We start from the raw sequence: 23,993 nt of genomic DNA, 5'->3' as shown, positions 1-23,993 counted from the left end.
GCGGCTCGCTATCCTTTCGACATGGTCCTCGACTCCGCCGCGGCGCTGGTCGCCGCGCCGCCGCGGCGATCGCGCGACGGGAGCGGGAACGTGCGCTCGATCGCCGAGGTCGCGGGAGCCGCACCGCTGTGGTTCTCGGTGCCCGAGGAGCACGCGGACCTGCTCGGCGATCGTGCGGACCACGTGGCCGTCGCCCTGCTGCTGCCCGCCATGCGCTACGGGCGCGCGCTGCACGTCGGAGGATCCGTCACGGACGTGCTCCTGCACCGGCTGAACCACGATCTGCAGGCGCTCGTGCGCGCGGTGCACGCGGAGTACCGTCGCATCCCCGTGACCGCCGACGGCACCGTCGCCTCGGGTGCGCCGGCACCCGGCGTCGTGACCGGCTTCTCCGGCGGCGTCGACAGCTTCGCGACGCTCGCGGAGTACGCGCTCGCCTCGGACATCCCGGCCGGCATGCGCATCACCCACCTGCTCAACAACAACGTCGGCGCCCACGGCGACCGCAACGACGCGCTCTGGGAGGCGCGCTGGCGGGCGCTGGCACCGCTGGCCGCGGAGCTCGGGCTGCCCTTCCTCCGCATCGACAGCAATCTCGACGCGCACTATCCGCAGATGGGCTTCATGGAGACCGTGACCTTCCGCAACGCGGCCGCGGCGCATCTGCTCGGCGGCGGGATGGGGCGCTCCTACCATGCCTCGGAGGGCGCCTACCGGAACGTGCGGATGCCGCCTCCGCACGGCGACATCGGCCTCGCCGGCGCGATGACCTTCCCGATGCTGTCGACCCCGGCGCTGACGCTGGAGTCGACGAGCTCCGGCCTCTCCCGCATCGATCGGACCCTCGCCCTCGCCGGCACGCCGTACGCGAGGTATCTCGATGTCTGCGTGGACGCGGATCCGGGACGCGCGACCAACTGCTCGCGCTGCTGGAAGTGCATGCGGACCATGCTGACGCTGGACATCGCCGGCCGGCTCGAACCGTTCCTGCCGACGGTCTTCCGGCGCGAGCCGTATCTGGCGAGGCGCGCCGAGTACTCGGTCGCGCTCCTGGCCTCGGAGGAGCCGAACGACATCGAGCTCGTCGCATTCGGCGACGCGCACGACTGGCGCTGGGGCGTCTCCGCCCGCCCGCGCGCGGCCGTGCTGCGCGCCGTGCGCACCGCACGCAGCACGGCCGCCGCCGCACGACGGCGCCTGCGTGCGCGACCCGGCGCCGACCGCCGCGGAACGGCCTGATCCTCCGCCCCTCGGGCCGGGTACGACGAAGGGCCGCGCGGTGCTGTCCGCGCGGCCCTTCGCGATATGGGTGTTACTTGTACGACTTGACGATCTCGAGGAGGTTCGGGACGTTGGCGTACGCCTCCGCCGCGTTCTCCTTGGTCACGATGACCGGAGCGAGCAGGTAGGACGGGACGACCTTGACGCCGTTGTTGTACGACTTGGTGTCGTTGACGTCGACCTTCTCGCCCTTCTGCAGCTGCTCGGTCATCTTGATCGCCTGGGCGACGAGCAGCGTGGTGTCCTTGTTGATCGTGGAGTACTGCACGCCCTCCATGATCGACTTGACGGACTCGACCTCGGAGTCCTGGCCGGTGACGACCGGAACCGGCTTGCCGGCCTGCTGCACCGAGGTGATGATGGCGCGGGCCAGGGTGTCGTTCGGGCTCAGCACGCCGTCGATCGTGGCGGAGCTGTAGTTCGCCGTGAGCAGGGCGTCCATGCGGCGCTGCGCGTTCTCGGCCTTCCAGCCGTCGGTCGCCGTCTGGGTGATCTCGGTCTGGCCGGAGACCACCTTGAGCGTGCCGTCCTTGATCTTCGGCTCGAGCACGTCCATGGCGCCCTTGAAGAAGACCGCCGAGTTCGCGTCGTCCGCGGATCCGGAGAACAGCTCGATGTTGTACGGCGCCGGGTGGCCCGCGCGCTTGGCGAGACCGTCGAGCAGGGCCTGGCCCTGCAGCTGGCCGACCTTGAAGTTGTCGAACGCGACGTAGTAGTCGACCGCGTCGGTGTTCTCGATCAGGCGGTCGTAGGCGATGACGGTCGCGCCGGCGTCGTGCGCCGCCTTGACCTGGGTGGACAGCTGCTTGCCGTCCTTGGCGCCGATGATGATGACCTTCGCACCACCGGTGACCATCGCCTGGATCTGGTTCTGCTGCTCGGCGACCGTGTTGCTGGCCGGCGCGTACTGCACGTCGGGCTTGAAGCCCGCCTTGGTCAGCCCGTCGGTGAACAGCTTGCCCGCCAGCACCCAGTTCTCACTGGTCTTGTCCGGCAGGGCGACACCGATCTTCGCGTCGGCTGCGAAGCCCTTGGCCGTGCTGTCGCCGCTCGCGGCGGGGGTTCCGCCACGCTCGGACGAGCAGCCGGTCAGGGCGAAGGCACCCGCGACGACGAGCGCTGTCGCCGAAAGGAGGATCTTCTTCATTGGGATCTCTTTCTCTCTTGGTGTTGCATCTCAGGTGAATGCAGGATCGCGCCGCGCGAGCGGCCCGGACCTCTTCTTACTTTCCGCTCGCAGTGCCGCCAGCGGTGGTGGGGAACGGCTCCTCCGCGCGGGAGAACCGTCGGGTGATGAATCCGGTGATGGACGGCCGGCCCTGCTGCTTGTTCCAGACGTCGACGGCGACGGCCCCGAGCAGCACGAGTCCCTTCACCATCGCGACCGTGTCGGCGCCCGCGCCGAGCAGCGCCATGCCGTTGTTGAGGAAGGCCATGACCAGGCCACCGATGATCGAGCCGATCACGGTGCCGATGCCGCCGGAGACGGCCGCGCCGCCGATGAACACGGCCGCGATCGCGTCGAGCTCCCAGCCGTTGCCGTCCTGAGGACCGGAGGCCGTGGCGCGGGCGACGTAGATCATCGCCGCGACCGAGGCGAGCACCGACATGTTCATCATGACGAAGAAGTCGGTCCACCGGTCCTTCACGCCGCTGAGGCGAGCCGCCTGGCGGTTGCCGCCGACCGCGTAGATGTGGCGGCCGAAGACGGTGTTGTTGGTGACGAAGGTGTAGACGATGACGAGCACCAGCAGGATGAGCCCCGAGATCGGGAAGCTCGTGCCCGGCCGTCCGTTGGCGAACAGCCAGCCGGCCGCGAGGATGATCGCGGCGAGGACCACGATCTTCACCACGCTCACCCAGAGCGGGGCGCTCTCGGTGCCGGCCTTGCGCTGCGAGGCGCGCATGCGGAACTCGAAGAACACGACCCATGCCGCGGCCAGGACCGCGAGCAGCATCGTCAGCACGTTGAAGTTGAGCGGCACGGCGAGCTCGGGAAGGTAGCCCGCGCCGATGAACTGGAAGTCGGCCGGAACCGCCACCGACGTCGACTGCCCGACCGCCTGGTTGGCGCCTCGGAAGAACAGCATGCCGGCGAGGGTGACGATGAACGCGGGCACCCGCACGAACGCGACCCAGAAGCCCTGCCAGGCGCCGACGAGCGCGCCGAGGGCGAGGCCGAGCAGGATCGCCGCCCACCACGGGAAGTGCCAGTTCGCCATGGACTGGGCCACGACGATGCCGACGAACGCGGCCACCGAGCCGACCGAGAGATCGATGTGGCCCATGATGATGACCATCACCATGCCGATGGCCAGGATCAGGATGTAGGAGTACTGGCTGACGACGTTGATCAGGTTGCCCGACGACAGCGTCAGACCTCCGGTCCAGACCTGGAAGATCAGGATGATGACGATCAGTGATCCGAGGATGCCGAACTGACGTCCGGTGGACTGGCCGCCGCCCATCATCTTGCCGAGATCGCGGAAGCGGAAGCCCGGCTCGGGCGCGGGTACCTGCGGTGCGGGCGTGGTCGTGGTGCTCATGCGGACGCCTTCTGAGTAAGGGAGGTCATGCTGCGCATGAGCGCCTCCGGGGTTGCTTCGGATGCGGGGAGGCAGTCGGTGACGCGTCCCTCGAACACGGTGTAGATGCGGTCGGACATGCCGAGCAGCTCGGGCAGCTCGCTGGAGATCACGATGACGCCCTTGCCCTGCGCCGCGAGCTCGTTGATGATGCCGTAGATCTCGTACTTGGCGCCGACGTCGATGCCGCGGGTCGGCTCGTCCAGGATCAGCAGATCCGGATCCGTGAACATCCACTTGGCCAGCACGACCTTCTGCTGGTTCCCGCCCGAGAGCGTGCCCACGCCCTGGTCGACCGTCGGCGTCTTGATGCGCAGGGACTTCCGGTACCGCTCGGCCACCTGCGCCTCCTCGATGTCGTTGACGACGCCGTTGCGGGAGATCTTGGAGAGCTTCGCCGAGACGATCGAGCGCTTGATGGTGTCCAGCAGGTTGAGGCCGAGCACCTTGCGGTCCTCGCTCACGTAGGCGAGACCGTGCCGGATCGCGCTGCGCACGTCGGGCAGCGCGATCTCCTGGCCGTCCTTGACGATCGTGCCGGAGAGGAACTGCCCGTAGGAGCGGCCGAAGATGCTCATCGCGAACTCGGTGCGCCCTGCCCCCATGAGGCCGGCGATGCCGACGACCTCCCCGCGGCGCACCTCGATGCTGGAACCCTTCACGACCATGCGCTCGGAGACCGAGGGGTGGCGCACCCACCAGTCCTTGACCTCGAAGAACACCTCGCCGATCTCGGGGGTGCGGTCGGGGTAGCGGCTCTCCAGCGAGCGGCCGACCATGCCGCGGATGATGCGGTCCTCGTTGATCTCGCCGCGTCCGACGTCGAGCGTCTCGACCGTGCGGCCGTCGCGGATGATCGTGATCTCGTCGGCGATCTGCTCGATCTCGTTGAGCTTGTGGCTGATGATGATCGACGTGATCCCCTTGGCCTTGAGGCCGAGGATCAGGTCGAGCAGGTGCTGCGAGTCGTTCTCGTTGAGCGCCGCGGTGGGCTCGTCGAGGATCAGCAGCTTGACGTCCTTGTTGAGCGCCTTGGCGATCTCGATGAGCTGCTGCTTGCCGACGCCGAGGTGCTTGATCGCGACGTCGGGATCCTCCTTGAGGCCGACGCGGGCGAGGAGCTCGACCGTGCGCTGCTTCTGCGCGGTCCAGTCGATGCGGGCGCCGCGGCGGATCTCATTGCCGAGGAAGATGTTCTCGGTGATCGAGAGCTCGGGGATCAGCGCGAGCTCCTGGTGGATGATCACGATTCCGGCATGTTCGCTCGCGGCGATGTCTCGGAAGCGCTGCTCCTGCCCGTAGAGCAGGATCTCGCCGTCGTACGTGCCGTAGGGGTAGACCCCGGACAGCACCTTCATCAGGGTCGACTTGCCCGCGCCGTTCTCGCCGCAGATGGCGTGCACCTCGCCGGTGCGGACGGTGATGGACACATCGGAGAGGGCTTTCACGCCCGGGAACTCCTTCGTGATGCTGCGCATCTCGAGGATCGGTCCCGCCACGGTGGGCAACGCCGTCGTCTCGCTCACGGATCTCCTTCGATACCAGGTCCGATGATGTTCCGGTCAATGTTACCGTTCACATCGGGTTACATGGTGCCTTGCGCGCTTCGGCAGTGTCAAGTGCCGACGCCGATTTCGTGTCCTTACCGTGACGCGGCGGACTCGCGTCCGCACAGCACCGGCACGACCGGCCCGAACTCCGGCGCCGCGTCCCCGCGCAGCTGCGCCAGCAGGATCCGCACCGCCCGCCGGCCGAGCTCGGCGAAGTCCTGGTGCACGGTCGTCAGCGGCGGCGCGACGTGCGCCGCCACCGGGATGTCGTCGAAGCCCACGACGCTCACATCGATCGGCACCCGCAGCCCCGCGTCGCGGAAGCCGTGCATCAGGCCGATCGCCATCAGGTCGTTGGCGGCGAACACGGCGGTGAAGTCACGGCGCCGCGCGAGCTCCTGACCGGCGAAGTAGCCGAAGTCGGCGGTCCAGTCGCCGCGGATGGGCGGGATGGTGGGCAGATCGGCGTCGCGCATCGCATCCAGGTACCCGCGCATGCGCGACTCGGCCTCGATCCAGTCCTGCGGACCCGCCAGGTGCAGGATGTCGCTGTGCCCGAGCCGGATGAGGTACTCGGTGATCATGCGCGCGCCGGCGAGCTGATCCGCGGAATGGCTGAAGCCGTCCGAGCCGGAGGCGGTCTGCAGGCTGACGAACGGCACCGTCACCGCCATCCCCCGCAGCACGTTGAACACCCGCACCTGCGGCGCGAGCACCACGATGCCGTCGACGGACTCGCCGACGAGCTGCCGCACCGCGGCGCCGATCGCCTCCGGGGTGGTGTCGGGCAGGTTGAGCGTGCTGACCGAGTAGCCCTCGGCCCGCGCCGCGTCCTCGATCGCCGCGATCGAGGACGTCGGGCCGAACTCGCCGGTGGTCGCCGAGAGCACGCCCAGGATGTTCGACCGGCTCGTGGCGAGCGCGCGCGCCGCCACGTTCGGCCGGTAGTCCAGCACGCGGATCGCGTCGAGCACCCGCTCCTTCGTCTCCGGCCGGATGCTGGGGTGGTCGTTGAGCACCCGCGAGACGGTCTGGTGCGAGACCCCGGCCAGGCGTGCCACGTCGCGGATGCTGGGCATCCGGGCACGCTCGGAGGAGGTCGACATGCAGAGCCTCCTCGATGTGCACGGTCACATGGATGAGTCCATTATGGAGGCCAAGCCGCCGACGCGCACGCACGGACCCGATCCGCCCGGCGCGAGACGGAGGATCGGCTCAGGACTCGATCGAGACGACGTGCGCGCCGCGCACCGGCCCGTGCGCCCGCAGCGCCGTGCGCCCCCAGCCGCGGAGCATCTCGGCGGTGGCGTCCGCCCCCTCGGCCGTCTCGCAGAGGAACGCGAGGGTCGGACCGGACCCCGACACGATCCCGCCGACGACCGGCCCGCCGCCTCCGCCGATCACCCTGTCGATGGTCTCCTCCAATTGCGGGCGCAGCCGGAAGGATCCCGCCTCCAGCTGGTTGCGCAGGCTCTGCCCGAGCTCGAACGCCTCCCCCGAGAGGAGCGACTCGAAGAAGGACGGAGGCACCTGCACGGGGTCCAGCCGGCGCCGCTCGGCGTGGCGCTCCGCATCGCTCTGCCGGTCCTCCGCCATCACCAGGTCGAAAGCCCGGTACACCGCGGGAGTGGACAGCCCCTCGTCGTCGAGGAGCAGCACCCACTGGTACCGGCCACGGGAGAGCGCGGGGGTCAGCACATCGCCGCGCCCCGAGCCGACGGCGGTGCCGCCCAGGAGCGAGAAGGGCACATCGGCGCCGAGCCTGGCCCCGAGCTCCTGCAGGCGACCGTGGTCGAGCCCCGTGCGCCACAGCTCGTTGCAGGCGACGAGGGCGGCCGCGGCATCCGCGGATCCGCCGCCCATCCCCCCGGCGACCGGCACGCTCTTGCGCACGTCCAGGTGCGCTCCCCCCGCGTACCCCGTGGCCGCGGCGAGGAGCTTCGCCGCGCGCATCGCGAGGTTGCGGTCGTCGAGCGGGACCGTGGACGGATCCGCGACGCCCGACACGCTGATCGTGAAGTCGTCGGCGGGCGTCGCGATGACGTCCTCGTAGAGGGACACCGCCTGGAAGACCGTGGACAGCTCGTGATAGCCGTCGTCGTCGAGGTCTCCCACGCCGAGGAAGAGGTTGACCTTCCCCGGAGCCCGCACGTGCACCCGGCGCACGGGCTGGTCGTCCGGCGCCTCCTCCGCGATGCTCATCGCCTCAGAGCTCCGAGGAGACCGACCACAGGTTCACATCGAGACCCGCGCCGGCCACCCGATCGATGCGCGCGAGCTCCTCGGCCGTGAGCTCGGGCGCGTCGAGCGCCCCGAGGTTCTCGTCGAGCTGCGCGGGCCGCGAGGCGCCGATGAGCGCCGAGGCCACGACGCCGTCGCGCAGCACCCACTGCAGGGCCAGCTGGGCGAGACTCTGTCCGCGCTCCCGGGCGAGGTCGTTCAGCGCACGCAGGACCCCGAGGCCCTCGTCGCTGAGCGGGCGGTCCGGCAGGGAGCCGCGCTTCTGGGCGCGCTCGGCGGTGCCGTCGTCGAGGTACTTGCCGGTGAGCAGCCCCTGCGCGAGCGGTGTGAACGCGATCGCCCCCATCCCCTCCTCGCGGAGCGTCTCGGTGAGACCGTCCTCCACCCAGCGGTTCAGGATCGAGTACGAGGGCTGATGGATCACGAGGGGCGTGCCGAGCTCGCGGGCGATGTCCGCCGCGGCCTCCGTGCGCTCCGCGCTGTAGGACGAGATGCCGACGTACAGCGCCTTGCCCTGCCGGACGAGAGTGTCCAGCGCGCCGATGGTCTCCTCGATGGGCGTCTCCGGATCCACCCGGTGCGAATAGAAGATGTCGACGTAGTCCAGCCCCATCCGGGTCAGCGACTGCTCGGCGCTGGCCAGGATGTACTTGCGGCTGCCGAGGTCTCCGTACGGCCCCGGCCACATGTCCCAGCCCGCCTTCGACGAGATGATCAGTTCGTCGCGGTAGGGCCGCAGGTCCTCGGCGAAGATCCGCCCGAAGTTCTTCTCCGCGGAGCCGTACGGCGGGCCGTAGTTGTTCGCCAGGTCGAAGTGCGTGATCCCCCGGTCGAACGCGTGCCGCAGGAGGGCGCGCTGACCGTCCATCGGGATGTTGTCGCCGAAGTTCCACCACAGCCCGAGCGAGATCGCCGGCAGGAAGAGGCCGGACGACCCGACCTGCCGGAAATGGGCCCCCTCATAGCGGTCCGCGGCGGCGGTGTGGGGGCGATGGATGTCGAGGACGTCTGGGCGGAAGCGCGGCTCGGTCACCGTCCCAGGTTAGCGGCGCTGCGCCTCGTCGCACCCGATTCCCCGGCTCTCTTTCCGCGGTTCGGGCGGGCCGGGGCCCTGGGCGGCGCTCGCCGATATCTCGCAGACTCGCTAGGATGATCGGCCAACCGCGGACCGAGCCCGATCCGCGTCCGATCACGCTCGCCCCCAGTGCGGATCTCCACCCGAAAAGTGCATTCGCCCGAGCGTGCGGCGACAGGATCCGTCATGCACTGGCCTCGGCGTACCCCCCTCGTGCTCCTGGCCGCGGGAGTGCTCTGCGTATGCATTCCCGCAGCCGCGCTGACCACCGCCGACCCCCGGTGGTGGCTCTCCTGCTTCAGCAGGCTCGGAGCGATGCAGGACGACTCCAGCGCGTACTTCAACCTCGGGATGGTGCTCGCGGGTGCGGTGATCGCCCTCGCCGCCGTGCCGGTCCGTCGCGGCCTCAAGAGCGGATCCCTCGCGGGAATCGGCGCGAATGCGGCTGTTTCGACGGTCGTGCCGCTGCTCATCGTCGGGCTCGGCCTCAGCCTCGCGCTCGTCGGCGTCCTGCCGCTCTCCTACAACGTGTTCGCGCATGAGCGCGCCGCCAACGGCGCCCTCGCCTCCTCCGCGGGGCTGCTCCTCATGCATCGCCTGCACCTGCGCGGGGCGTCCCGCACGCTCGACCGCCTCGCCGTCGGAGCGACGATCGTGCTCGCCGTCGGCATGACGGCCCTGGTCGCCGGGGTCATCACGCTCACGGTGTTCGAGGCGCTCGCCTTCGGCTCCGTGATCGCCTGGCTGCACACCCTCGAGACGCGGGTACGGCGCCCGCGCCCCGCCGCGCCGCGCCCATTCACGGCAAACTCTCAGCATTTGTCCTTGTCCCCCATTTGGGGGACAAGGTGATCCGGTGTTATTGTCGAGACCTCAGCTGAGGAAGTCGACCGGGATCTGGGGACTCGGTCGACGTGAAGGTACCTCCAAGTGAAGTGAATGTGCCCTCTCGGGAACCCGAAACCCGAGAGGGAACAACTTCGGGGGAAACGGATCCGGGCTCGATCCGCTCAGTCCTTCGGCGCGACCCGCGCGATGCGGTGATAGTCGTCCACGGTGAGATCCTCACCCCGCGCCGTCGGCGCGACGCCGGCCGATTCGAGCACGGCGGAGGCCTCGGCGGAACTGCCGAAGATCCCGGACAGCGCCTGACGCAGCATCTTGCGCCGCTGGTTGAACGCGGCGTCCACGATCGCGAACGTGCGCAGACGCTCCTGGTCGGATCCGCGCGGCTGCGGATCCCGATGGAACCCGACGAGCAGGCTGTCGACGTTCGGCACCGGCCAGAACACCTGTCGCGACACCGTGCCGCTGAGCTTCCACGGCCCGTACCAGGCGGCCTTGACGCTCGGGGCTCCGTAGATCTTGGAGCCGGGCTTCGCCGCCAGCCGCTCCGCGACCTCGGCCTGCACCATGACGACGCCGCGCTGGAGGTAGGGGAAGGTCTCGAGGAAGTGCAGCAGCACCGGCACCGAGACGTTGTAGGGCAGGTTCGCGACGAGCACGGCCGGCTCGCCCGGCAGCTCCGTCACCCGCATCGCGTCGGCGTCCACGACGGTCAGCGCCCCCTCCGGCACGCCGCGGTCGCGCGCGGTCTGCGGCAGGCGCGCGGCGAGGCGGTGGTCGATCTCCACCGCGGTGACGCTCGCGCCCGTCTCGAGGATCGCCAGGGTCAGCGATCCGAGACCCGGGCCGATCTCCACGACCCGCTCCGACGGCTGCACGGCGGCGGCCTGGACGATCTTGCGCACGGTGTTCGCATCGACGACGAAGTTCTGGCCGAGCTTCTTGGTGGGCGTCACATCGAGTTCGGCGGCGAGCCGGCGGATATCGGCGGCGCCGAGCAGGGAGACGGTCATCTGACCATTGTCCCCTACCGTCGATAGTCTTCTCGGATGTCCTGGATCGGTGAAGTCGTCGCGCCGCGCCGCCTGGGCACCGACTTCCGCTGGCTGCTCGCCTCGAGCTGGACCAGCAACGTCGGCGACGGCGTGGCGCTGGCCGCCGCTCCCCTGCTGATCGCGTCGATGACCTCCTCGCCGATCCTCGTGGCGGCCGGGGCGATCCTGCAGTTCCTGCCCTGGCTGGTGTTCGGCCTGCACGCGGGCGCGATCGCCGACCGCTTCGACCGCCGCCGGCTGGTCATGGTGGCGAACGGTGCGCGCGCGCTCGTGCTGCTCGCGCTGTGCGCGTTCCTCGTGACCGGCATGGCGAACATCTGGATCGTGCTGGCCTCCGCGTTCCTCTACGGCACCGCGGAGGTGTTCGTCGACACCGCGGGATCCACACTGCTGCCGATGCTCCTGAAGCCGGTGGACCTCGGGCTCGGCAACGCCCGCCTGCAGGCGGGGTTCCTCGTCGCGAACCAGTTCGCCGGTCCTCCGCTCGGCGCGTTCCTGTTCGCCGCGGGCCACGCCTGGCCGTTCCTGCTCGAGGCCGTGTGCGTGAGCCTGGCGGTCGTGCTGATCTCCCGGATCGCGCGGACTTCGGTGCCTCCGCGCGACGCGGGCGGCTCGACGACGGCCGCTGCGGATCCGCGCCCCGCGAAGGTGCACACCGACACTTCGACGAGCTCAGTGCATCGCATCGCCGAGGGCCTGCGCTGGCTGTGGCGGAACCCTCCGGTGCGGATGCTCGTGGTGATCATCCTGCTGTTCAACGTGACCTGGGCGGCACCCTGGGGCGTGCTCGTGCTCTACGCGACCGAGCATCTGCGCATGGGGGCGATCGGCTACGGCATGCTCACGACCGCGTCGGCCGCCGGCGGACTGCTCGCGACGATGAGCTTCGGCTGGCTGGAGCGGCACGTGTCGTTCGCCACCATGATGCGCGTCTGCCTCTCGCTCGAGGTCGTCATGCACCTCGCGTTCGCCCTGACCACCCAGGGCTGGATCGCCCTGATCATCATGTTCGTGTTCGGCTTCTACGCGTTCGTCTGGGGCACGATCTCGACCACGGTGCGGCAGCGGCTCGTGCCGCATGAGCTGCAGGGCCGGGTGTCGTCGGTGAACTCCGTCGGGGTGTTCGGCGGGATGGTCATCGGCCAGGCGCTCGGCGGGGTGCTCGCGCAGGCGTGGGGGCTCACCGCGCCGTGGTGGTTCGCCTTCGCCGGAGCGGCGCTCACCCTGCTGTTCGTCTGGCGGCCGATCTCGCAGATCGTCTCCGCGCGTCCCGTGCTCGACGAGGTTCAGGCGAACGAGCCGTAGACCTCGAGCGTGTTCGCGGCGATCTGCGCGGCGAGCTCGTCGACGTCGACGCCGAGTTCGGCAGCCAGGAAGCGCAGCGTGATCGGGATCAGGTAAGGCGCGTTCGGGCGCCCCCGCAGCGGCACCGGCGTCAGGAACGGCGCATCGGTCTCGACGAGGATCCGCTCACGCGGCGTGACGGCGAGCGCGTCGCGCAGGTTCTGCGCGTTCTTGAACGTCACGTTCCCGGCGAAGGAGAGGTAGTACCCGGCATCGGCGCAGACCCGCGCCATCGCCTCGTCGCCCGAGAAGCAGTGGAACACCGTGCGCTCCGGGGCGCCGACGCGGCCCAGGGTCTCCAGCACGTCGTCGTGGGCGTCGCGGTCGTGGATCTGCATCGCGATCCCGTGCTTCTTCGCGAGCGCGATGTGCGCCTCGAACGAGGCGTGCTGGGCGGCGCGCCCCGGCTCCTCGGTGCGGAAGTAGTCCAGCCCGGTCTCGCCGATCGCCCGGGTGCGCGGGCGGGCGGCGAGACCGTCGATCACCGCGAGCGCCTCGTCCAGACGTCCGGCGTCGGCGTAGGCGGGAGCGTCGTTCGGGTGGATCGCGACGGCGGCGAGCACGCGCGGATCCGACTCGGCGGCATCGACGGCCCAGCGCGACGACTCGATGTCGCCGGAGGCCTGCACGACGCCGGCGATCCCGACGGCCTCAGCCCGGTCCAGCTGCTCGGTGAGCGACAGGCCCACGTCGCCGTCGGCGATCTCGAGGTGGCAGTGGTTGTCGTACACCGGCACCGCGAGCGGCTCGGGCGCCTCGGGGTAGCGCAGGTCCTTGCGCCCCTCGGTCGCCCGCTCGCGCACATAGGTGTCCGGGGTCTCGCTCATGCGGTCAGGCCTTGGCCTCGATGCGCGGGAAGAGCGGTGCGAGCGCCTGCACGCGGATCCCCGCCGGCAGCTGCCCCCAGCGCCCGGCGTCGCGCAGCGGCTGCGCGGTGAGCGCGCCGAGGCCGCCCTCCGCACCCAGGGCGTCCCAGAGCTTCGCGGTCGACTGCGGCATCACCGGCGACAGCAGGACCGCGAGCGCACGCAGCCCCTCGGCGCAGGTGTACAGCACGGTCCCGAGGCGGTCGCGCTGCTCCTCGTCCTTGGCGAGCGCCCACGGCTCGTTCTCGGTGATGTAGCCGTTGAGCGCGTCGACGATCGTCCACACATCGGCGATCGCCTCGTCGATGCGGAACCGCTCGACGGCGGCGTCCGCGTCGACCGCGGCCTTCGCCACGAGCTCCTGCACCGCGAGATCCTGCGGGGTGTACTCCCCCGCCGCCGGCACGACGCCGTCGAAGTAGCGCTCGATCATCGCGATCGTGCGCGAGGCGAGGTTGCCGAACCCGTTCGCGAGCTCGGCCTGGTAGCGGGCGGAGAGGTCCTCCCAGGAGAAGGATCCGTCCTGCCCGAACGCGATCGCGGAGAGGAAGTAGAACCGGTAGGCGTCGGATCCGAAGACGTCGGTGATCTCGGTCGGCGCGATGCCGGTGAGCTTCGACTTCGACATCTTCTCGCCGCCCACGAGCAGCCAGCCGTGCGCGAACACGCCCTTGGGCACCTCGAGGCCCGCCGCCATGAGCATCGCCGGCCAGATCACCGCGTGGAAGCGCAGGATGTCCTTGCCCACCACGTGGTACGCCGGCCAGCGGCGCGCGAAGGTCTCCTCGTCGGAGCCGTAGCCGACGGCGGTCGCGTAGTTGAGGAGCGCGTCGACCCACACGTAGATGACGTGCGAGGTGTCCCACGGCAGCGGGATACCCCAGTCGAACGTGGAGCGCGAGATGGAGAGGTCCTTGAGTCCCTGCGAGACGAAGGAGACGACCTCGTTGCGCGCCGAGTCGGGGCGCACGAAGTCGGGCTCGGTCTTGTAGAGCTCGAGCAGGCGGTCCTGGAACTCGCTGAGCTTGAAGAAGTAGTTCTTCTCCTGCAGCAGCTCGAGCGGCTTGGAGTGGATCGCGCAGACCTTGAGGCCCTCGAAGGGACCGGTGCCGTCGACGATCTCGGACTCGGGCTTGAACTCCTCGCAGCCCACGCAGTACAGCGCCTCGTACTCGCCCGCGTAGATGTAGCCCGCGTCGTAGAGCTTCTGGAAGAACACCTGCACGTTGGTCTCGTGCCGCTCCTGGGTGGTGCGGATGAAGTCGTCGTTGGCGACGTCGAGGGTCTTCAGCAGCGGGAACCAGCTCTCGCTGACGAGCTTGTCCACCCACTCCTGCGGGGTCACGCCGTTCGCGGCCGCCGCACGCAGCATCTTCTGGCCGTGCTCGTCGGTGCCGGTGAGCATCCAGGTGTCGTCACCCGACTGGCGGTGCCAGCGCGCGAGGGTGTCCACGGCGACGCTGGTGTAGCCGTGCCCGATGTGGGGCACGTCGGAGGGGTAGTAGATCGGCGTGGTGATGTAGAAGGACTCGCCTGCGGGCATGCGTTCGATTCTAGGCGGGATGCGGGGCGCGGTTCCGACGATGACGACGGCGGACGCTTCGCTCGGAGAAGGACGCGATCTTCGGACGGGATCCGCGGATCCGGTCCGAGCCCGGCGGGCGCCTCGCGCGGAGATGTGCGCTTCGATCGGACGGAATCACCCGTTTCGTCCGAAGCAATCGCACATCTCCGAGCGGCGCGCACGCCCCTCCGCGCAGCGGAACCCCCTGCCAGGGGCCCGGACCCTGTCTCGACCCGTCTTCAACGGCGTTCGGCGATCACGGCCCCGTGCGGTCGGACGCTGCCCGCGGCGCCCGGCTCTCGCTCCCGTCGTTCGGCGTGCACGACGTCGAGCCCCGCGTCGCCGAGCAGCGCGGCAAGGGCCGGCGCCGACCAGTAGCGGGCGGGTGCGACGGCGTGGGCGAACTCCTCGCCCGGTGCGCCGTCGAAGAAGCCGATGAGGATCCGGCCTCCGGGGGCGGTCACCCGCGCCAGTTCGGCGAGCATCCCCGGCAGCTCCTCGGGCTCCGCGTGGATCAGCGAGTACCAGGCGAGGATCCCTCCGAAGGCGCCGTCGGGGTACGGCAGGTCGCGGATCGACGCCGCCTCGAAACGCAGGCCGGGATGCGCGGCACGCGCCGCGGCGAGGAACTCGACGGAGACGTCCGCCCCGATCACGTCCCGTCCGCTCTCCGCGAGGAACGCGGTCCACAGGCCCGGCCCGCAGCCGGCGTCGAGGAGCTGTCCGGGGGTCTCGTCCCGCCAGCGCGCGATGAGCGCCACATCGGCGTCCTCCAACTGCTCGATGCTCCCGATCAGCGCGATGTACTCGGCCGCCCGCGCGTCGTAGGCCGCCGCCACCTGCTCGTCCCGCATCCCCCCAGCCTTCCCTTCGACGCGGATCCACGGCCCGCGCCGCGCCGTCGAGGACGCCGAGGAGGCCCCACCCGGAAGAATCGTGAACACGAACGACTCCTCCGAGGAATACAGGATGTGAACAACGACAACACGGTGATCGCGAGGTCGGTGACGGATCCGTCGGCCTTCGGCGAGATCTTCCACCGCTACGCAGGAGCAGTGCATCGCTACGCGGCCCGACGGGCCGGTGACGCCGTCGCCGACGACGTCACGAGCGAGACCTTCCTGATCGCGTTCCAGCGCCGCGCCCGGTTCGATCCCGCACGGGAGGATGCCCGACCCTGGCTGTTCGGCATCGCGACGAACCTCATCCACCGCCATCGCATCGCCACCGCGCGGGTGCTGAAGGCGATGGAGCGCAGCGCGCCATCGCCGGTGACGACGCACCACCCGGACGAGGCGCTGGACGCGCAGCTCGCGGTCGGACGTCTCGCCGGGCGGATCCGCCGGCTCTCCGCCGGGGACCGCGACTGCCTGCTGCTGTTCGCCTGGGCCGAGCTCTCGTACGACGAGATCGCCGAGGCCCTGCACATCCCCGTCGGCACGGTGAAGTCGAGACTCAACCGCGCCCGGCGCCTGCTCCGCTCCACACCTGAGGAGGGTGAAAATGGACGACCTGACCTTGCTCCGCAGACTGCGTGACGACGTCGCCGAGCCCGACGCGGCCCGGCTCGCTCCTGCGTACCGGAAGCTCGAGACCGCGATGCGCGCGGCCGAGAAGACCTCCGCATCCCGCGCGCCGCGCCGCCGGCACCCGGTGCGCTGGGCCGCCGTCGGCCTCACCGCCGCGGCCGCCGTCGCCGCGGCCGTCGTCGTGGGCGGCGTGCTCGCCCCGCCGCATCCGCAATCGGCGAGCGCCGCGGCGATCGTGCTGCGCCAGGCCGCCGCCGAAGCGATCACCTACAGCGATCCCGAGGCGGGACCGGGGCAGTATCTGAAGTTCCACACCCGCTCCGACTGGGCCAGCTACCAGGGCACGTCCGACCAGACGGTCACGAGGCTGCCGTCGAACATCCAGAACGTGGACGTCTACATCCCCTCCGATCCGAGCGCCGAATGGGCGCTGTACCGGGACTGGGAGCACGGCCAGACGGGAGACGGCGCGTTCGTCGCTGAGACGATCCACGCCCCGGAGGGCCGGTTCTACGGCAGCCCCTGGGCCTCGCAGGACCTGAACGCGATCCCGATCGGATCCGGCGCCGAGACCCTCGCCTACTTCGACGCGCAGTACCAGGGCGGCTCGGCGAGCCGGGACGAGGACGACTTCGTGCGGATCACGGATCTGCTGCGCACCTACCCGGTGCCGGCTCCCGTGCGCGCGCGTCTCTTCGAGGCGCTCGCGCTGATCCCGGGCACCACGTCGACCGACGGCGTGGCGAACCTCGACGGGCGGGTCGGCGTGGCGATCGGGCGTGACGAGCCGCAGCGCTCGGGCGAGCGCCAGGAGATCATCATCGACCCCGGCACGGGCCAGGTCATCGGAGAACGCCGGTTCTTCCCCGCGGGCGCGGTGGCGGCGGGCGAGGAGCAGACGGTCCTGACCGCGATGTCCGTCACGGTCGTCGACACCGCACCGCCGGCGACCACGCCCGCGCGCGACGAGAACGGGTGACGGCGATGCGACCCGCACTCACCCCCTCCGCGCTGACGCTGCCGCCGACGATCAGCGTGCCTGTGCCGCCGATCTTCCGACCGCCCGCCGATCCCGCCGTCCCCGACCCGCGGCAGTGACGCGACGACAGGATCCGGTGCTCCTCGAAGGCACCGGATCCTGTCGAGTGCACGGGAACTCCGCGCGGAAGACCCGTGCGCTCGACGGCACGGCGTGCGCTCGACGGCGCAGCGGGCGCGCGGCCGGCGCCGGAGGCACGGCGCCGGAGGGGTCAGGCGCTGCGGGCGGCGAGCGCCGCCTGGTACAGATCGCGGGATCCGAGTCCCGTGGCGGCGGCGACCTCGGCGCAGGCGTCCTTCAGCCGCACCCCCGAGGCCACCAGCGCCTGCACCTGGGACAGCGCGTCCTCCGGCGAGACGACGCGGGGCGCCGCGCCCTCCACGACGACGACGATCTCGCCCTTCACGCCCTCGGCCGCCCAGGCGGCCAGCTCGGCCGCACCGCCGCGACGCACCTCTTCGAACAGCTTCGTGAGCTCGCGGCACACGGCGGCGCGGCGGTCCGCGCCGAACGCCGTCGCCATGTCGTCCAGGGTCGCGGCCAGGCGCGACGGCGACTCGAAGAACACCATCGTGCGGGGCTCGGTCGCGAGCGCCGCGAGTGCGGAGCGGCGCTCCCCCGGCTTGCGCGGCAGGAACCCCTCGAACGTGAACCGGTCGGTGGGCAGCCCCGACACGGCGAGGGCCGTCACGACCGCGCTCGGCCCCGGGATCGCGGTGACGGTGACGCCCCGCGCGGCGGCCGCGGCGACCAGCCCGTACCCGGGGTCGCTCACGGTCGGCATGCCCGCATCGCTGAGCACCACGATGTCCTCGGAGGCGGCGAGCTCGGCGAGCTCCGCGGCCTTGGCCTTCTCGTTGTGGTCGTGCAGCGCGATGAGCCTCGGCCGGTTCGCGATGCCGAGGGCCTGCAGCAGCCGCTGCGTGGTGCGGGTGTCCTCCGCGGCGATGATCGTGGCGCCCTCCAGCACCTCGACCAGGCGGCGGGACGCGTCGCCGAGATTTCCGATCGGAGTGGCCGCGAGGATGATCACCCGCCCCAGCATAGGCTGAGCGGGTGACCGCGCCCCTGCTGCCGCCCCTCGAGGAACGGCACGACGACCGTCCCACCGGCTGGGAGCGTCTGCGCGACGCGTGGCTCGGGGATCCGGCGAGGCTGCGGCTGGTGAGCTGGCTCGCCCCGGCCCTCGTCACGCTGCTCGCCGCGGTGCTGCGGATCACGGGGATCGGGCATCCGCACGCGATCGTCTTCGACGAGACGTACTACGTCAAGGACGCCTGGTCGCTGTGGGTGCAGGGCTACGAGGGCACCTGGGGCGACAAGGCGAACGAGCTGTTCGCGTCCGGCGACACGAGCGCCCTGCAGACCGCGGGCTCCTTCGTGGTGCACCCGCCGCTCGGCAAGTGGCTGATCGCGCTGGGCATCGCCGCCTTCGGCCCCGGATCCAGCTTCGGCTGGCGCATCTCCACGGCGATCATCGGCACGCTGACGGTGCTCGTCGTGTACCTGCTCGCCAAGGCGCTGACCCGCTCCGTCGTCGCGGCCACCCTGGCCGGACTCCTGCTGGCCGTCGACGGGCTCGGCATCGTGCTGAGCCGGATCGGCCTGCTGGACGGGATCCTGACGTTCTTCATCGTGCTCGGGATCCTCTTCCTCGTGTACGACCGGCAGCGGGTGATGCCCCGCCTGGAGGACCGGACCTCGCACGAGCGCGGCGACGCGCCGACGCTGTGGGGCCGGGTGTTCTGGGGCCGCCCCTGGGTCGTCCTGGCCGGACTCGCGCTCGGCGCCGCGACCAGCGTGAAGTGGTCGGGCGCCTACGTCCTCGCCGCCGCGGGGATCTATCTCGTCGTCACCGACGCGCTGGCGCGACGCCGCGCGGGCGTCGCCCTGTGGCCGACCGATGCCGTGCTGCGCCAGGGGCCGGTGAGCTTCCTGCTGCTCGTGCCGGTGGCCGCCGCCACCTACCTCGCGTCCTGGAGCGGATGGTTCCTGACCTCGGGCGGCTACGACCGCAACGCGGCGGACGGCGCGCTCGCCTCCTGGCTCAAGTACCACTCGGACATCCTGGCGTTCCATGTGGGGCTCACCTCCTCGCACCCGTACGCCAGCCCGGCGTGGCAGTGGCCGCTGCTCATCCGCCCCACCGCGTTCTGGGTCGGCGGCCAGGACGCCCCCTGCTTCGGCACCGATCACTGCATCGGCACGATCACGTCGATCCCGAACCCGCTCATCTGGTACCTCGGCGTCGCCGCCGCGGTCTACCTGCTGGTGCGCTTCGTGCGCGGCCTCGTGCTGCGCTCCCCGATGCCCTGGAGCTACGCGATCCCGCTGGTCGGGCTCGCCGCCACGTACCTGCCGTGGCTGGCGTTCCCCGAGCGCACGATCTTCCAGTTCTACACGGTGGTGATGGCGCCGTTCCTGATCCTCGCCCTGGTGCTCGCGCTGCGCGACATCGCCGGACGACGCAGCGCTCCTCGCCATCGCCGGCAGGCCGGTCAGCGCACCGTCCTGGTGATCGTGGTGCTGATCCTGCTCGTCAGCGCCTTCTGGTATCCGCTGTGGATCGGGCTGCCGGTGCCGTGGTGGTTCTGGCAGGCCCACAACTGGATGATCACCTGGATCTGACATGCGCATCCTGGACACGTTCGACGAGGAGCTCATCGCGCAGTTGCGCGCGCAGGACGAGTTCTTCTGGCTGGATCTGATCGCGCCCTCCGCCGAGGAGATCCAGCGGATCGGGACGGCGCTGGGCTGGCATCCGCTGTCCATCGAGGACACCCAGAGGATGGGGCAGCGGCCCAAGCTGGACGTGTACGGCGACGGGGCGCTGCTCGTGCTGCAGGCCGCGATCGCCGCGCACCCGGAGGACGAGAACGACCATCCGCTGGAAGAGGTGCACTGCCACCTCACCGGCGACTACTTCATCACGGTGCACGGCGGCCGGTTCACCGACCTGAGCCAGGTGCGGACCCTGCTGCAGAACTCGACCAGTCCGAAGACCGAGCGGTACTACGTCTACAAGATCATCGACGTGATCGTGGACAGCTACTTCCCCGTGCTCAGCGACCTGGACGAGGAGATCAACGCCCTCGAGGACGCGATCGTCGCGAGCGGCGGCCGCAAGGAGCTGCAGCAGACCTTCGGCCTCAAGCGCCTGCTGCTCACCCTGCGCCGCGCCGTGGTGCCGATGCGCGACCTGTTCGCCCGGCAGGTCGAGGTGATCACGGATCTCGCGGGTCTGGAGGCCGACAGCCACGACTACTTCCGCGACATCTACGACCACCTCATCCGCATCACCGATGAGCTCGACGGCTACCACGACATGGTCGCCGGCTGCACCGACCTCTACCTCTCGATGGTCGCGAACCGTCAGGGCGAGACCTCGAAGCAGCTCGCGATCATCGCATCGATCTTCCTGCCGCTGAGCTTCCTCACCGGCTTCTTCGGGATGAACTTCGACTGGTCGATCGCCCACGTGCTGTCCGGTCCGTGGTCCTTCTTCCTGCTCGGCATCGGATCCATGGTGATCTCGGGGGCGATCATGTGGTGGTGGTTCCGCCGCAAGGGCTGGACCGGGAACGACGAGTAGGACGATGCCGGCACCTTCGGGCTTCACCTACGCCGTGCGCGGCGAGGACGTCGTCATCACGCACCGCGGCGCGGTCGCGACCACGCTGCGCGGCCGTCGCGCCGCCGAGTTCCTCGACCAGGTGCAGACGCAGGACCCCCAGCTGCTCATGGCCCGGGTCACGGGGAACTACCGGCGCGGCAACGAGCGGGCCGCGCGGCGTCATCCGCGCAACAGCGGCTGAGCCGGATCCCGCCCCTGCGGCCCGCGCCGCGTCAGCCGCGGGCGGCGTGCTCCACGAGCGGCAGCACCCGTCCGCTGAGGTGCGTGCGCATCGCGATCGAGCTGGCGGTGCGGGCCACCCCGGGCACCAGCGCGATGCGGTCCAGCACCTCCTGCAGCTGCTCCGCGCTGTGCGCCACCAGGCGCAGCTGCATGTCGCTCGCCCCGGTGACGGTGTACATGTCCACGACCTCGGGGATCGCCGACGCCAGAGCCTCCGCGACGTCGTCGTGCCCGACCTTCTGGTCGATCTCGACCTGACAGAACGCCGTCAGGGCGTATCCGAAGCCGCGCGGGTCGATGCGCGGCACGATGCCCTCGATCACGCCGTTCTCGTGCAGCCGGGCGAGCCGGCTGGTGACGGTGCCGCGCGCCACGCCGAGCCGCCGCGCGCACTCCAGCACGGGTAGCTGCGGCGAGTCGGTGAGCAGCCGGATGAGGGCCGCGTCGAGGGCATCGATGCGCATCGTCAGCTCCGGAACACCTCGTCGGCGGAGTCCTTGAGCACTCCGGGACGGGAGAGGCCGCGCGTGAGGCGCGCCACCACGAGCAGCACCACGGTGAGGCCGATCGTGAGCAGCAGCTGCGTGCGCGCGCCGGCGTCGAACATGGTGAGCACGATCACGGCGCCCAGCAGCACGATGGTGACGATCGACAACCACGGGAAACCCCACATGCGCATGGGCAGCGGGGTGCCCTCGGCGTCGGCGCGGCGGCGCAGGATCAGCTGCGTGACCGCCGTCGCCGTCCACATCACCAGCAGGGTGGATCCCACCACGTTCAGCAGGGTGGGAAGCACCTGCTCGGGCCAGATCCAGTTCAGGATCACCGTGACGAAGCTGAACGCGACCGAGGCCAGCACGGCGACGCGGGGCACCCCGGCGAGGCTCGTCCGGGTGAGCGCGAGCGGGGCGAGACCGCGCTCGCCCAGCGAGAACGCCATCCGGGAGGCGCCGTAGATGTTGGCGTTCATGGCCGACAGCAGCGCCACGATCACGATGAGGTCCATCACGAGACCGACGCCCGGGATCCTCAGGGTGTCCAGCACGGCGGAGAAGGGACCGGCGAGCACCTCCTTCGAGTTCCACGGCAGCACCGCGACGATCACGAAGATGGATCCGACGTAGAACACCAGGATCCGCACCATCACCTGGCGCACGATGCGGCTGATGTTGCGCGCGGGGTCGTCCGACTCGGCTGCCGCGATCGCGACCACCTCGGTGCCGCCGAATGCGAAGACCACGATGAGCAGGGCGCCCGCGATCCCGGCGATGCCGGTGGGCGCGAAGCCGCCCTGGTCGACGAGGTTCCCCACGCCGGTCGCGGGGGTGCCGGGGATCAGTCCGACGATCGCGAGCACGCCGACGACGAGGAACGCGATGATCGCGGCGACCTTGATCGCCGCGAACCAGAACTCGAACCGGCCGTAGTTGCGCACCCCGAGCAGGTTCACGATCGTGAGCGCGAGGACGAAGAGCAGCACCCACGCCCACTCGGGCAGGCCGGGGAAGCGGTGCGCGACGATGCCGGCGGCCCCGGTCGCCTCCGCGGCGATCACGACGACGAGCTGGATCCAGTACAGCCAGCCGACCGCGCTGCCGACGCTGCGGCCCATCGCCTTCTGCGCGTAGGAGCTGAACGCGCCCGAGGACGGGTTGGCGGCGACCATCTCGGCGAGCATCGCCATCACGAGCACGACGATCGTGCCCGCGACGAGGTAGGAGACGATCACGGCGGGGCCGGCGATGCCGATCGCCTGGCCGGAGCCGACGAAGAGGCCGGCGCCGATCGCGCCGCCGAGGCCCATCATCGAGATCTGCCGACGGGTGAGCCCGGGATGCAGGCCCTTGGTCGTGGTCGTGGTCAGCGGGACTTCGGTGGTCATGCGGTCGCCTCCTCGCGAACGGCAGCGGTGGGGTGGGCGGGGTCCGTCGAGGCGGCGAGGGCCGCCGCGACGCGGTCGACGTCCTGGGCGGATCCGGCCGAGATGCGCACTCCCTCGCCCGGGAACGTGCGGGCGACGACGCCGCCGTCGTGCAGGAGGCCGTCGAGCTCGGCGGAGCGCTCCCCCGCCGGAACCCACACGAAGTTCGCCTCGGAGCGCACCGCGGGCCAGCCCGCGTCGACGAGCACGTCGTGCAGGCGGTCGCGCTCGGCGGTGACCTCGGCGATGCGCACCGCGAGCTCGTCCTGCGCGTCGAGCGAGGCGACGGCGGCGGCCTGCGCCAGGTCGGTGACGCCGAAGGGCACGGCGACCTTGCGCTGCGCGGCGGCGATCGCGGAGGGCGCGATCGCGTAGCCGATCCGCAGGCCTGCAAGCCCGTAGGCCTTGGAGAACGTGTGCAGCACGGCGACGTGCGGGTGGCGGCGGAACAGCTCGAGGCCCGCACCGCGCTCCGGATCCGTCGCCCCGGGGGCATCGGCGAAGTACGCCGAGCCGTCGAAGTGCACATAGGCCTCGTCGATCACGACGAGCACGTCGCGCGGCACCGCCGCCACGAAGCGCTCGAGCTCCTCCGGGCCCACGACCGTGCCGGTGGGGTTGTTCGGGTTGCAGACGAAGACGAGGCGGGTGCGGTCGGTGATCGCCGCGAGCATCGCGTCGAGGTCGTGCCGGTGCTCCGCGTCCAGCGGGACCATCACCGGGGTCGCACCCGCGATGCGGACGAGCGACGGATACGCCTCGAAGGAGCGCCAGGCGAACACGACCTCATCGCCCTCGCCCGCCACGGCGTGGATGAGCTGGGAGGCCAGCTCGACGGATCCGGCGCCGACTGTGACGAGAGCGGGGTCGACCCGGTAGCGCTCGGCGAGGCGGCCGATGATCTCGGGCGCCGCCATCTGCGGATAGCGGTGGAGGGATCCGAGCCGGTCGGCGACCGCCGAGACCACGGAGGGCAGCGGCGGGTGCGGGGACTCGTTCGAGGAGAGCTTCGAGGCGCCGGCCGGGGCGGAGCGTCCCTGCTTGTAGGCCGGAACGGCGTCGAGCCGCGGATTGGTGGGCGGGGTCTCGGCGGGCGGGGTGACAGGGAGGGGCATCGTCGTGGCGTCCTTGCTGCGGTTCGTTCGGGCCGGAGGGCGGCGCGTCGGGCGGCAGGGCCGGAGCGGCGACGTCGCCGGGGGTCCGGCCACTGTATCCAGGGCGACGATCGCTGGACAAACGGG

22 protein-coding genes are annotated in these 23,993 nt (G+C 70.6%); 8 read left to right on the top strand and 14 right to left on the bottom strand.

What is annotated here, in order from left to right; genetic code table 11:
- Window positions 1-21 precede the first annotated feature (21 nt).
- Window positions 22-1,239 carry a hypothetical protein gene (locus WFJ17_RS14900; RefSeq protein ID WP_336648824.1) on the top strand — a complete coding sequence of 406 codons (1,218 nt, stop codon included), beginning with the start codon at window positions 22-24 and terminating at the stop codon, window positions 1,237-1,239.
- 73 nt (window positions 1,240-1,312) lie between these two features.
- Here the strand turns inward: WFJ17_RS14900 and WFJ17_RS14895 are convergent, their stop codons facing one another.
- From WFJ17_RS14895 to mgrA, 6 genes are all read right to left on the bottom strand, one after another.
- Complete coding sequence (locus tag WFJ17_RS14895; RefSeq protein ID WP_251446768.1) at window positions 1,313-2,428, bottom strand: substrate-binding domain-containing protein; 1,116 nt, start codon at window positions 2,426-2,428, stop codon at window positions 1,313-1,315.
- Between the two features lie 76 nt (window positions 2,429-2,504).
- Window positions 2,505-3,827, bottom strand: coding sequence for a multiple monosaccharide ABC transporter permease (gene mmsB, locus WFJ17_RS14890; protein ID WP_251446764.1), 1,323 nt, complete (start codon window positions 3,825-3,827; stop codon window positions 2,505-2,507).
- Window positions 3,824-5,344: a multiple monosaccharide ABC transporter ATP-binding protein gene (gene mmsA, locus WFJ17_RS14885; RefSeq protein ID WP_285814422.1), complete on the bottom strand. Its 1,521-nt coding sequence runs from the start codon at window positions 5,342-5,344 to the stop codon at window positions 3,824-3,826. Before mmsA ends, mmsB begins: the two co-directional genes overlap by 4 nt.
- A 164-nt stretch (window positions 5,345-5,508) precedes the next feature.
- The gene (locus tag WFJ17_RS14880) at window positions 5,509-6,522 is read right to left on the bottom strand and encodes a LacI family DNA-binding transcriptional regulator (protein ID WP_251446761.1); all 1,014 of its coding nucleotides are present in this window, start codon (window positions 6,520-6,522) and stop codon (window positions 5,509-5,511) included.
- A 109-nt stretch (window positions 6,523-6,631) separates the two neighbouring features.
- On the bottom strand, window positions 6,632-7,618 hold the full coding sequence (locus tag WFJ17_RS14875) for a 4-(cytidine 5'-diphospho)-2-C-methyl-D-erythritol kinase (RefSeq protein ID WP_251446758.1): 987 nt from the start codon (window positions 7,616-7,618) through the stop codon (window positions 6,632-6,634).
- A gap of 4 nt (window positions 7,619-7,622) precedes the next feature.
- Window positions 7,623-8,690, bottom strand: coding sequence for an L-glyceraldehyde 3-phosphate reductase (gene mgrA / locus WFJ17_RS14870; RefSeq protein WP_336648823.1), 1,068 nt, complete (start codon window positions 8,688-8,690; stop codon window positions 7,623-7,625).
- Between the two features lie 228 nt (window positions 8,691-8,918).
- On the opposite strand from mgrA, the gene WFJ17_RS14865 reads away from it, so the two are divergent.
- Window positions 8,919-9,584 (top strand): DUF998 domain-containing protein, encoded by a 666-nt coding sequence (locus tag WFJ17_RS14865; protein ID WP_251446756.1) that lies wholly within the window; start codon window positions 8,919-8,921, stop codon window positions 9,582-9,584.
- A 158-nt stretch (window positions 9,585-9,742) separates the two neighbouring features.
- Here the strand turns inward: WFJ17_RS14865 and rsmA are convergent, their stop codons facing one another.
- Entirely contained in the window at window positions 9,743-10,591 is an 849-nt protein-coding gene (gene rsmA / locus WFJ17_RS14860; RefSeq protein ID WP_251446753.1) for a 16S rRNA (adenine(1518)-N(6)/adenine(1519)-N(6))-dimethyltransferase RsmA, read from the bottom strand.
- Window positions 10,592-10,627: 36 nt separating this feature from the next.
- On the opposite strand from rsmA, the gene WFJ17_RS14855 reads away from it, so the two are divergent.
- A complete protein-coding gene (locus tag WFJ17_RS14855) occupies window positions 10,628-11,938 on the top strand; it encodes an MFS transporter (protein ID WP_251446750.1) in 1,311 nt (436 codons plus the stop codon).
- On the opposite strand, the gene WFJ17_RS14850 is transcribed toward WFJ17_RS14855, so the two are convergent.
- The 3 genes from WFJ17_RS14850 to WFJ17_RS14840 all read right to left on the bottom strand — a co-directional run bounded on the left by WFJ17_RS14850 (window position 11,920) and on the right by WFJ17_RS14840 (window position 15,261).
- Window positions 11,920-12,804 carry a TatD family hydrolase gene (locus WFJ17_RS14850; protein WP_251446747.1) on the bottom strand — a complete coding sequence of 295 codons (885 nt, stop codon included), beginning with the start codon at window positions 12,802-12,804 and terminating at the stop codon, window positions 11,920-11,922. The genes WFJ17_RS14855 and WFJ17_RS14850 overlap by 19 nt on opposite strands.
- A 4-nt stretch (window positions 12,805-12,808) precedes the next feature.
- A complete protein-coding gene (gene metG / locus WFJ17_RS14845; RefSeq protein ID WP_336648822.1) occupies window positions 12,809-14,386 on the bottom strand; it encodes a methionine--tRNA ligase in 1,578 nt (525 codons plus the stop codon).
- Between the two features lie 260 nt (window positions 14,387-14,646).
- A complete protein-coding gene (locus WFJ17_RS14840; protein ID WP_336648821.1) occupies window positions 14,647-15,261 on the bottom strand; it encodes a class I SAM-dependent methyltransferase in 615 nt (204 codons plus the stop codon).
- Window positions 15,262-15,378: 117 nt separating this feature from the next.
- On the opposite strand from WFJ17_RS14840, the gene WFJ17_RS14835 reads away from it, so the two are divergent.
- Together WFJ17_RS14835 and WFJ17_RS14830 are read left to right on the top strand one after the other, a co-directional pair.
- Entirely contained in the window at window positions 15,379-15,945 is a 567-nt protein-coding gene (locus WFJ17_RS14835) for an RNA polymerase sigma factor (RefSeq protein WP_251446738.1), read from the top strand.
- Window positions 15,911-16,915: a CU044_5270 family protein gene (locus WFJ17_RS14830; protein ID WP_336648820.1), complete on the top strand. Its 1,005-nt coding sequence runs from the start codon at window positions 15,911-15,913 to the stop codon at window positions 16,913-16,915. Before WFJ17_RS14835 ends, WFJ17_RS14830 begins: the two co-directional genes overlap by 35 nt.
- A gap of 271 nt (window positions 16,916-17,186) precedes the next feature.
- Here WFJ17_RS14830 and rsmI read toward each other — a convergent pair whose 3' ends face one another.
- Entirely contained in the window at window positions 17,187-18,008 is an 822-nt protein-coding gene (gene rsmI / locus WFJ17_RS14825; protein ID WP_251446732.1) for a 16S rRNA (cytidine(1402)-2'-O)-methyltransferase, read from the bottom strand.
- Window positions 18,009-18,031: 23 nt separating this feature from the next.
- Between rsmI and WFJ17_RS14820 the strand changes: the two genes are divergently transcribed.
- The 3 genes from WFJ17_RS14820 to WFJ17_RS14810 are packed head-to-tail and all read left to right on the top strand — an operon-like array spanning window position 18,032 to window position 20,790.
- The gene (locus tag WFJ17_RS14820) at window positions 18,032-19,603 is read left to right on the top strand and encodes a dolichyl-phosphate-mannose--protein mannosyltransferase (RefSeq protein WP_251446728.1); all 1,572 of its coding nucleotides are present in this window, start codon (window positions 18,032-18,034) and stop codon (window positions 19,601-19,603) included.
- A 1-nt stretch (window position 19,604) separates the two neighbouring features.
- A complete protein-coding gene (locus WFJ17_RS14815; protein ID WP_336648819.1) occupies window positions 19,605-20,567 on the top strand; it encodes a magnesium transporter CorA family protein in 963 nt (320 codons plus the stop codon).
- A 4-nt stretch (window positions 20,568-20,571) separates the two neighbouring features.
- Window positions 20,572-20,790 carry a hypothetical protein gene (locus tag WFJ17_RS14810; RefSeq protein ID WP_251446721.1) on the top strand — a complete coding sequence of 73 codons (219 nt, stop codon included), beginning with the start codon at window positions 20,572-20,574 and terminating at the stop codon, window positions 20,788-20,790.
- Between the two features lie 31 nt (window positions 20,791-20,821).
- Here WFJ17_RS14810 and WFJ17_RS14805 read toward each other — a convergent pair whose 3' ends face one another.
- Genes WFJ17_RS14805 through WFJ17_RS14795 form a run of 3 tightly spaced genes read right to left on the bottom strand, consistent with a single transcriptional unit; the run spans window position 20,822 to window position 23,867 of the window.
- Entirely contained in the window at window positions 20,822-21,295 is a 474-nt protein-coding gene (locus WFJ17_RS14805; RefSeq protein ID WP_251446718.1) for an Lrp/AsnC family transcriptional regulator, read from the bottom strand.
- Window positions 21,296-21,297: 2 nt separating this feature from the next.
- Window positions 21,298-22,713, bottom strand: coding sequence for an amino acid permease (locus WFJ17_RS14800; protein ID WP_251446715.1), 1,416 nt, complete (start codon window positions 22,711-22,713; stop codon window positions 21,298-21,300).
- Window positions 22,710-23,867: a histidinol-phosphate transaminase gene (locus tag WFJ17_RS14795; protein WP_336648818.1), complete on the bottom strand. Its 1,158-nt coding sequence runs from the start codon at window positions 23,865-23,867 to the stop codon at window positions 22,710-22,712. Before WFJ17_RS14795 ends, WFJ17_RS14800 begins: the two co-directional genes overlap by 4 nt.
- Window positions 23,868-23,993: the final 126 nt, after the last annotated feature.

The organism is Microbacterium sp. MMO-10 (assembly GCF_037148715.1).
Lineage (GTDB): Bacteria > Actinomycetota > Actinomycetes > Actinomycetales > Microbacteriaceae > Microbacterium.
This window is presented reverse-complemented; position numbering and strand designations above follow the sequence as displayed.

Bases quoted from the DNA above. Each gene is read 5' to 3' on its own strand.
- WFJ17_RS14900 (WP_336648824.1), top strand. From the start codon at position 22: ATGGTCCTCGACTCCGCCGCGGCGCTGGTCGCCGCGCCGCCGCGGCGA.
- WFJ17_RS14895 (WP_251446768.1), bottom strand. From the start codon at position 2,428: ATGAAGAAGATCCTCCTTTCGGCGACAGCGCTCGTCGTCGCGGGTGCC.
- mmsB (WP_251446764.1), bottom strand. From the start codon at position 3,827: ATGAGCACCACGACCACGCCCGCACCGCAGGTACCCGCGCCCGAGCCG.
- mmsA (WP_285814422.1), bottom strand. From the start codon at position 5,344: ATGCGCAGCATCACGAAGGAGTTCCCGGGCGTGAAAGCCCTCTCCGAT.
- WFJ17_RS14880 (WP_251446761.1), bottom strand. From the start codon at position 6,522: ATGTCGACCTCCTCCGAGCGTGCCCGGATGCCCAGCATCCGCGACGTG.
- WFJ17_RS14875 (WP_251446758.1), bottom strand. From the start codon at position 7,618: ATGAGCATCGCGGAGGAGGCGCCGGACGACCAGCCCGTGCGCCGGGTG.
- WFJ17_RS14865 (WP_251446756.1), top strand. From the start codon at position 8,919: ATGCACTGGCCTCGGCGTACCCCCCTCGTGCTCCTGGCCGCGGGAGTG.
- rsmA (WP_251446753.1), bottom strand. From the start codon at position 10,591: ATGACCGTCTCCCTGCTCGGCGCCGCCGATATCCGCCGGCTCGCCGCC.
- WFJ17_RS14855 (WP_251446750.1), top strand. From the start codon at position 10,628: ATGTCCTGGATCGGTGAAGTCGTCGCGCCGCGCCGCCTGGGCACCGAC.
- WFJ17_RS14850 (WP_251446747.1), bottom strand. From the start codon at position 12,804: ATGAGCGAGACCCCGGACACCTATGTGCGCGAGCGGGCGACCGAGGGG.
- metG (WP_336648822.1), bottom strand. From the start codon at position 14,386: ATGCCCGCAGGCGAGTCCTTCTACATCACCACGCCGATCTACTACCCC.
- WFJ17_RS14840 (WP_336648821.1), bottom strand. From the start codon at position 15,261: ATGCGGGACGAGCAGGTGGCGGCGGCCTACGACGCGCGGGCGGCCGAG.
- WFJ17_RS14830 (WP_336648820.1), top strand. From the start codon at position 15,911: ATGGACGACCTGACCTTGCTCCGCAGACTGCGTGACGACGTCGCCGAG.
- WFJ17_RS14815 (WP_336648819.1), top strand. From the start codon at position 19,605: ATGCGCATCCTGGACACGTTCGACGAGGAGCTCATCGCGCAGTTGCGC.
- WFJ17_RS14810 (WP_251446721.1), top strand. From the start codon at position 20,572: ATGCCGGCACCTTCGGGCTTCACCTACGCCGTGCGCGGCGAGGACGTC.
- WFJ17_RS14805 (WP_251446718.1), bottom strand. From the start codon at position 21,295: ATGCGCATCGATGCCCTCGACGCGGCCCTCATCCGGCTGCTCACCGAC.
- WFJ17_RS14800 (WP_251446715.1), bottom strand. From the start codon at position 22,713: ATGACCACCGAAGTCCCGCTGACCACGACCACGACCAAGGGCCTGCAT.
- WFJ17_RS14795 (WP_336648818.1), bottom strand. From the start codon at position 23,867: ATGCCCCTCCCTGTCACCCCGCCCGCCGAGACCCCGCCCACCAATCCG.